Below are 6,874 nucleotides of genomic sequence, written 5' to 3' on the forward strand. Positions count from 1 at the left end.
CCCCCCCCCCCCCCCCCCCCCCCCCCCCCCCCCCCCCCCCCCCCCCCCCCCCCCCCCCCCCACATCGGGGTTCGAAACTAGACCGCTACCGCGCGCGGCTCGCTACGACGCAGCGCACGCACCTTCATCAGCGTATCGGCGCAGGTTTTCGCCGCTTCCTGACCCTTGTGTACGAAATGCTCGAAGAAGAACTTCTGGTGTTCTTCGCCGGCGTGGAAGTGATGCGGGGTCAGGGACACCGAGAACACCGGCACTTCGGTTTCCAGTTGCACTTGCATCAGGCCGCTGACGACCGACTGGGCGACGAACTCGTGACGGTAGATCCCGCCGTCCACCACCAGGGCTGCCGCAACGATACCGGCATAACGACCGGTCTTGGCCAGCAACTTGGCGTGCAGGGGCATTTCAAAGGCGCCGCCGACTTCGAAGAAGTCGATATCCGATTCCTGATAACCCTGGGCGAGCATTTCGGTGACGAAGCCGTGACGGCTCTGGTCGACGATTTCCTTGTGCCAGCAGGCCTGGATGAACGCGACGCGCTCGCCCTGAGGGTGTTTGATCTTGCTGTCGATAGCGGTGGGTTGCATGTTCTGACTCCTGTTTGTGTGAAAAACAGGGCATTTATGAATCGAAAGGGATTCGAGGGTGCGCACGCGCACAACACACGCGGACGGCCCTTTGGCGTCAATCCCGTTCTCTCTTCATCCGGACTATGACCGTCGGCCCCGGAATCACACCGGGTCTGCTGACCTTGCCGCTGACCACGGGTTGACCCGTGCCCATCGCCAAGCGCTCGCGGGCTATGCGCATTGCGCGCAATTACCGCCGGTGGGGAATTACACCCCGCCCTGAGAACGTTTGTGCCGCCCGTTATTGGGCGGCGCAGCGTTTTTAACACAGATTGGCGAGCCGTGCATCGCGCCTTTACGATGATTGCCATCGAGTTTTTTGACGTAAGGAAACGACTTTTCCTCGAAGCGGGGTTGATTAATCGGCGCTGTGGCCGCAGTAATTCCCCTTCGAAAGGGATTTCCCCTGCTGACTTTGAGGCCAGGTTCATGAGCGTTATCGATCTTCGCAGCGACACCGTCACCCAACCGACCCCGCAAATGCTCGACGCGATGACCCGCGCGGATACCGGTGACGATGTGTACGGCGAAGATCCGACGGTCAATCGTCTGGAGGCCGAACTGGCAAAACGGCTGGGTTTTGCGGCGGCGCTGTTCGTTCCGACCGGCACCATGAGCAACCTGCTGGGCCTGATGGCGCACTGCGAACGCGGTGACGAATACATCGTCGGGCAACAGGCGCATACCTATAAATACGAAGGCGGCGGCGCGGCGGTGCTGGGCTCGATCCAGCCGCAACCGCTGGACGTGCAGGCAGACGGCTCGCTGGATCTGGACCAGGTGGCGGCGGCGATCAAACCCGACGATTTCCACTTCGCCCGCACCCGTCTGCTGGCCCTGGAAAACACCATGCAAGGCAAGGTGCTGCCGCTGGAATACCTGGCCCGCGCCCGGCGTTTCACTCAGGACAATGGCCTGGCCCTACATCTGGACGGTGCCCGTTTGTATAACGCGGCGGTCAGGCTCGGCGTCGATGCTCGGGAAATCACCCGGTATTTCGATTCGGTTTCGGTGTGCCTGTCCAAAGGCCTCGGTGCCCCGGTCGGCTCGGTGTTGTGCGGTTCGGTCGAGTTGATCGGCAAGGCGCGCCGCTTGCGCAAAATGGTCGGCGGCGGTATGCGTCAGGCCGGGTTGCTGGCGGCGGCGGGGCTGTATGCGCTGGATCATAACGTCGAGCGCCTGGCGGACGACCATGCCAACGCGCAGTTTCTGGCCGAAGGCCTGCGCGGCGCCGGTTTTTCCGTCGAGCCGGTGCAGACCAACATGGTCTACGTGCAGATGGGGGATCGCGCGGAAGCGATCAAGGCGTTTGCCGCCGAGCGCGGGATCAAATTGAGCGCTGCCGCCCGTCTGCGGATGGTCACGCACATGGACGTCAATCGCTCGCAAATCGAGCAAGTGATCGCGACATTCGTCGAGTTTTCGCGCAAGTGACAGCGTTAGCCGTCCAATTGACCGTATCTATCGTATAAACACGCTGTACCCCGCGCGCAGGGCCGATATAATGCGGCCCTTTGCCGTCGTTTCGTCTGTTGACGTTTCGCACAGGCCTTTGGCCGCAGCCTCCGTGGAAGAACCTAATGAAAAGCGCAGAAATCCGTGAAGCCTTCCTTCGCTTCTTCGAAGAGCAAGGCCACACCCGTGTAGCCTCCAGCTCTTTGATTCCGGGCAACGACCCGACCCTGCTGTTCACCAACGCGGGGATGAACCAGTTCAAGGACTGCTTCCTGGGTCAGGAAAAGCGCGCGTACACCCGCGCCGTCAGCAGCCAGAAATGCGTGCGCGCCGGCGGCAAGCACAACGACCTGGAAAACGTCGGTTACACCGCCCGTCACCACACATTCTTCGAAATGCTGGGTAACTTCAGCTTCGGCGACTACTTCAAGCGCGATGCCATCACCTACGCCTGGACGTTCCTGACCTCCGACAAGTGGCTGAACCTGCCGAAGGAAAAGCTTTGGGTCACCGTCTACGCCAGCGACGACGAGGCGTACGACATCTGGACCAAGGAAGTCGGTGTACCGGCCGAGCGCATGGTGCGCATCGGCGACAACAAAGGCGCGCCTTACGCGTCCGACAACTTCTGGACCATGGGCGACACCGGCCCCTGCGGCCCTTGCACCGAGATTTTCTACGATCACGGCGCCGACATCTGGGGTGGCCCACCGGGCTCGCCGGAAGAAGACGGCGACCGCTACATTGAAATCTGGAACAACGTATTCATGCAGTTCAACCGCACCGCCGATGGCGTGTTGCACCCGCTGCCAGCGCCTTCGGTGGACACCGGCATGGGCCTGGAGCGGATCAGTGCCGTGCTGCAGCACGTTCACTCGAACTATGAAATCGACCTGTTCCAGAGCCTGCTGGCCGCGTCGGCCAAGGCCATCGGTTGCACCAACGACGAACAGGCTTCGCTGAAAGTCGTGGCTGACCACATCCGTTCCTGCGGCTTCCTGATTGCCGACGGCGTGCTGCCGTCCAACGAAGGTCGTGGCTACGTGCTGCGCCGGATCATCCGTCGCGCCTGCCGTCACGGCAACAAACTGGGCGCCAAGGGCAGCTTCTTCTACCAGATCGTTGCCGCGCTGGTGGCCGAGATGGGCGAAGCCTTCCCGGAGCTGAAATCCCAGCAGGCGCACATCGAGCGCGTGTTGAAAGCCGAAGAAGAGCAATTCGCCAAGACCCTGGAGCAGGGCCTGAAGATCCTCGAGCAGGATCTGGCCGAGCTCAAGGGCGACGTAGTACCGGGCGACGTAGTGTTCAAACTCTACGACACCTACGGCTTCCCGATGGACCTGACCGGCGACATCGCTCGCGAACGCAGCCTGACCATCGACGAAGAAGGTTTCGAGCGCGAGATGGAAGCGCAACGTGTTCGCGCACGCTCCGCCAGCTCGTTCGGCCTGGACTACAACAGCCTGGTCAAGGTTGATGTCGACACCGAGTTCACCGGTTATCACGCCACCAGCGGCGCGGCGAAAGTCGTTGCGCTCTATAAAGATGGTCAGTCCGTTGACGTCTTGAGTGAAGGGCAGGAAGGTGTGGTCGTGTTGAACACCACGCCGTTCTACGCCGAATCCGGCGGCCAGGTGGGCGACTGCGGTTACCTGCAGGCCGGCAGCAGCCGTTTCGACGTGCGCGACACCACCAAGACCGGCGGCGCGTTCCTGCACCACGGCGTGCTGGCGTCGGGCAGCCTGATCGTTGGCGCACCGGTGGAAACCCATGTCGAAGCCGACGTGCGTCACGCCACTTCGCTGAACCACTCGGCCACCCACTTACTGCACGCTGCATTGCGCAAAGTGCTGGGCGATCACGTTCAACAGAAGGGCTCGCTGGTCGACAGTCAGCGCCTGCGTTTCGACTTCAGCCACTTCGAGGCCATCAAGCCTGAACAACTGAAGGCGCTGGAAGACATCGTCAACGCCGAGATCCGCAAGAACTCGGCGGTGGAAACCGAAGAGACCGACATCGACACCGCCAAGAAGAAAGGTGCGATGGCACTGTTCGGCGAGAAGTACGGCGACAGCGTGCGCGTGCTGAGCATGGGCGGTGATTTCTCCGTCGAGCTGTGCGGCGGCATCCACGCCAACCGTACCGGCGACATCGGCCTGCTGAAAATCATCAGCGAAGGCGGCGTGGCCTCGGGCGTGCGTCGTATCGAAGCCGTGACCGGCGCTGCGGCGCTGGCGTACCTGAACGCGGCGGAAGAACAACTCAAGGAAGCGGCCAGCCTGGTCAAGGGCAGCCGTGACAACCTGATCGACAAGCTGTCGGCTGTGCTGGAGCGCAACCGTCTGCTGGAGAAGCAACTCGAGCAGTTGCAGGCCAAGGCGGCCGCCGCTGCGGGCGACGATCTGTCGGCCTCGGCAGTGGACGTCAAGGGCGTGAAGGTTCTGGCCACGCGTCTGGATGGCCAGGATGGCAAGGCGCTGCTGGCGCTGGTCGATCAGCTGAAAAACAAACTCGGTCGTGCAGTGATCCTGCTCGGCAGTGTCCATGAGGAAAAGGTCGTACTGGTCGCAGGCGTGACCAAGGACCTGACTGGCCAACTCAAAGCCGGTGATTTGATGAAACAGGCTGCTGCGGCAGTGGGCGGGAAGGGCGGTGGTCGTCCGGACATGGCGCAGGGCGGCGGTGTCGACGCCAGCGCACTGGATGGCGCGCTGGCGCTGACCGTTCCATTCGTCGAGCAGGGTTTATAAGACGGCCCGTCAGGTCCGCAGTCTAGTGGCGGGCCTGACGGCTGTTCGAGTGATTATTGGGCGCCCTTCATGGGCAGAGGCGGCTTTGAAATGGCTTTGATCGTACAGAAATTTGGAGGCACCTCGGTCGGCACTGTCGAGAGAATCGAGCAGGTCGCCGACAAGGTTAAGAAATTCCGCGATGCCGGCGACGACCTGGTGGTTGTGCTGTCTGCAATGAGCGGCGAAACCAACCGTCTGATCGATCTGGCCAAGCAAATCAGTGGCGAAGATCAGCCGGTTCCGCGCGAGCTGGACGTGATCGTCTCCACCGGTGAGCAGGTGACGATTGCCCTGTTGGCCATGGCGCTGATCAAGCGCGGTGTGCCGGCGGTGTCGTACACCGGCAACCAGGTGCGGATCCTGACGGACAGTGCGCACAATAAAGCGCGTATCTTGCAGATTGATGACCAGAAGATCCGTGGTGACCTGAAAGCCGGTCGCGTGGTGGTTGTCGCCGGTTTCCAGGGCGTCGACGAGCACGGCAACATCACCACCCTCGGTCGTGGCGGTTCCGATACCACCGGTGTGGCGTTGGCCGCCGCGCTGAAGGCTGACGAATGCCAGATCTACACCGACGTCGATGGTGTCTACACCACCGACCCGCGCGTGGTGTCCGTGGCCCAGCGTCTGGACAAGATCACCTTCGAAGAGATGCTGGAAATGGCCAGCCTCGGTTCCAAGGTGCTGCAGATCCGCGCCGTGGAGTTCGCCGGCAAGTACAACGTTCCGCTGCGCGTACTGCACAGCTTCAAGGAGGGTCCGGGCACCCTCATTACTATTGATGAAGAGGAAACCATGGAACAGCCGATCATTTCCGGCATCGCTTTCAACCGCGATGAAGCCAAGCTGACCATCCGTGGCGTGCCAGACACCCCGGGCGTGGCGTTCAAGATTCTCGGCCCGATCAGTGCCGCGAACATCGAAGTCGACATGATCGTGCAGAACGTCGCGCACGATAACACCACCGACTTCACCTTCACCGTGCACCGCAACGACTACCAGTCCGCGCAGACCGTGCTGGAAAACACCGCTCGCGAGATCGGTGCCCGTGAAGTGGTTGGCGACACCAAGATTGCCAAGGTCTCGATCGTCGGCGTCGGCATGCGTTCCCACGCAGGCGTGGCCAGCCGCATGTTCGAATCCCTGGCCAAGGAAAGCATCAACATCCAGATGATCTCGACTTCGGAAATCAAGGTTTCCGTGGTGATCGAGGAGAAGTACCTGGAACTGGCTGTGCGCGCCCTGCACACGGCTTTCGAACTGGACGCTCCGGCCCGCCAGGGCGAGTGATGCGTTGTCCGAAGGGCGCGGTCTGACCGCGCCCTTTATTTTTGAATGGCGCGAAGTGCAGAACTGTTCTTTTGCTCGCGCTGGTCAATACTCAGGCATGTAGGGCTACGATCGCTCCGGTTGTAGGTCGGGTGCCTTTTTTTTGCAGACTGTTGTCCCTGAACTGAATTGCGTGAGGAGAAAGGTATGCTGATTCTGACTCGTCGGTGCGCAGAAAGCCTGATTATCGGTGATGGCGAAATCACCGTGACCGTGCTCGGCGTTAAAGGAAATCAAGTGCGTATCGGCGTCAACGCCCCGAAAGAGGTGGCCGTGCACCGTGAGGAAATTTACCTGCGTATCAAGAAAGAGAAGGACGAAGAACCAAGCCATTAATTTTTATCGTTTTTTATGTTTGCAAACGGGGAAGAAGCTGGTTAATATACGCCCCGTGTTGCGGAGAGCTGGCCGAGTGGCCGAAGGCGCTCCCCTGCTAAGGGAGTACACCTCACAAGGGTGTCGGGGGTTCGAATCCCCCGTTCTCCGCCATTATTTGCTTAGTACGTCGTAATCTGGCTTTTTCTGTAAGTTGTTGAATTTATTAGAAAAAGTGGTTGGAATAGAGATTAGACGGGCTATAATGCGGCGCAACAAATGCACTCGTAGCTCAGCTGGATAGAGTACTCGGCTACGAACCGAGCGGTCACAGGTTCGAATCCTGTCGAGTGC

At 60.6% G+C, this 6,874-nt stretch carries 5 protein-coding genes, 2 tRNA genes and 1 riboswitch; of the genes, 6 read left to right on the plus strand and 1 reads right to left on the minus strand.

Annotated elements, in window-relative coordinates; genetic code table 11:
* Positions 1-77: 77 nt before the first annotated feature.
* Positions 78-587 (minus strand): 6,7-dimethyl-8-ribityllumazine synthase, encoded by a 510-nt coding sequence (locus tag N8H74_RS29110; protein WP_217832949.1) that lies wholly within the window; start codon positions 585-587, stop codon positions 78-80.
* 101 nt (positions 588-688) lie between these two features.
* A riboswitch (FMN riboswitch) is annotated at positions 689-860 on the minus strand.
* Between the two features lie 198 nt (positions 861-1,058).
* On the opposite strand from N8H74_RS29110, the gene ltaE reads away from it, so the two are divergent.
* The 6 genes from ltaE (at position 1,059) to N8H74_RS29140 (ending at position 6,874) form a co-directional block, all read left to right on the plus strand.
* A complete protein-coding gene (ltaE, locus tag N8H74_RS29115; protein ID WP_262152162.1) occupies positions 1,059-2,063 on the plus strand; it encodes a low-specificity L-threonine aldolase in 1,005 nt (334 codons plus the stop codon).
* Positions 2,064-2,209: 146 nt separating this feature from the next.
* Positions 2,210-4,834: an alanine--tRNA ligase gene (alaS, locus tag N8H74_RS29120; RefSeq protein ID WP_262152164.1), complete on the plus strand. Its 2,625-nt coding sequence runs from the start codon at positions 2,210-2,212 to the stop codon at positions 4,832-4,834.
* A gap of 90 nt (positions 4,835-4,924) precedes the next feature.
* Positions 4,925-6,166 carry an aspartate kinase gene (locus N8H74_RS29125; RefSeq protein WP_007951048.1) on the plus strand — a complete coding sequence of 414 codons (1,242 nt, stop codon included), beginning with the start codon at positions 4,925-4,927 and terminating at the stop codon, positions 6,164-6,166.
* A gap of 186 nt (positions 6,167-6,352) precedes the next feature.
* Complete coding sequence (gene csrA / locus N8H74_RS29130) at positions 6,353-6,541, plus strand: carbon storage regulator CsrA (protein ID WP_002554426.1); 189 nt, start codon at positions 6,353-6,355, stop codon at positions 6,539-6,541.
* Positions 6,542-6,603: 62 nt separating this feature from the next.
* Positions 6,604-6,694, plus strand: a tRNA-Ser gene (locus N8H74_RS29135).
* A 107-nt stretch (positions 6,695-6,801) separates the two neighbouring features.
* Positions 6,802-6,874, plus strand: a tRNA-Arg gene (locus N8H74_RS29140).

This window comes from Pseudomonas sp. B2M1-30 (assembly GCF_025447575.1).
GTDB lineage: Bacteria > Pseudomonadota > Gammaproteobacteria > Pseudomonadales > Pseudomonadaceae > Aquipseudomonas > Aquipseudomonas botevensis.

Coding starts and splice junctions, on each gene's coding strand:
- N8H74_RS29110 (WP_217832949.1), bottom strand. CDS start 587: ATGCAACCCACCGCTATCGACAGCAAGATCAAACACCCTCAGGGCGAG.
- alaS (WP_262152164.1), top strand. CDS start 2,210: ATGAAAAGCGCAGAAATCCGTGAAGCCTTCCTTCGCTTCTTCGAAGAG.
- N8H74_RS29125 (WP_007951048.1), top strand. CDS start 4,925: ATGGCTTTGATCGTACAGAAATTTGGAGGCACCTCGGTCGGCACTGTC.
- ltaE (WP_262152162.1), top strand. CDS start 1,059: ATGAGCGTTATCGATCTTCGCAGCGACACCGTCACCCAACCGACCCCG.
- csrA (WP_002554426.1), top strand. CDS start 6,353: ATGCTGATTCTGACTCGTCGGTGCGCAGAAAGCCTGATTATCGGTGAT.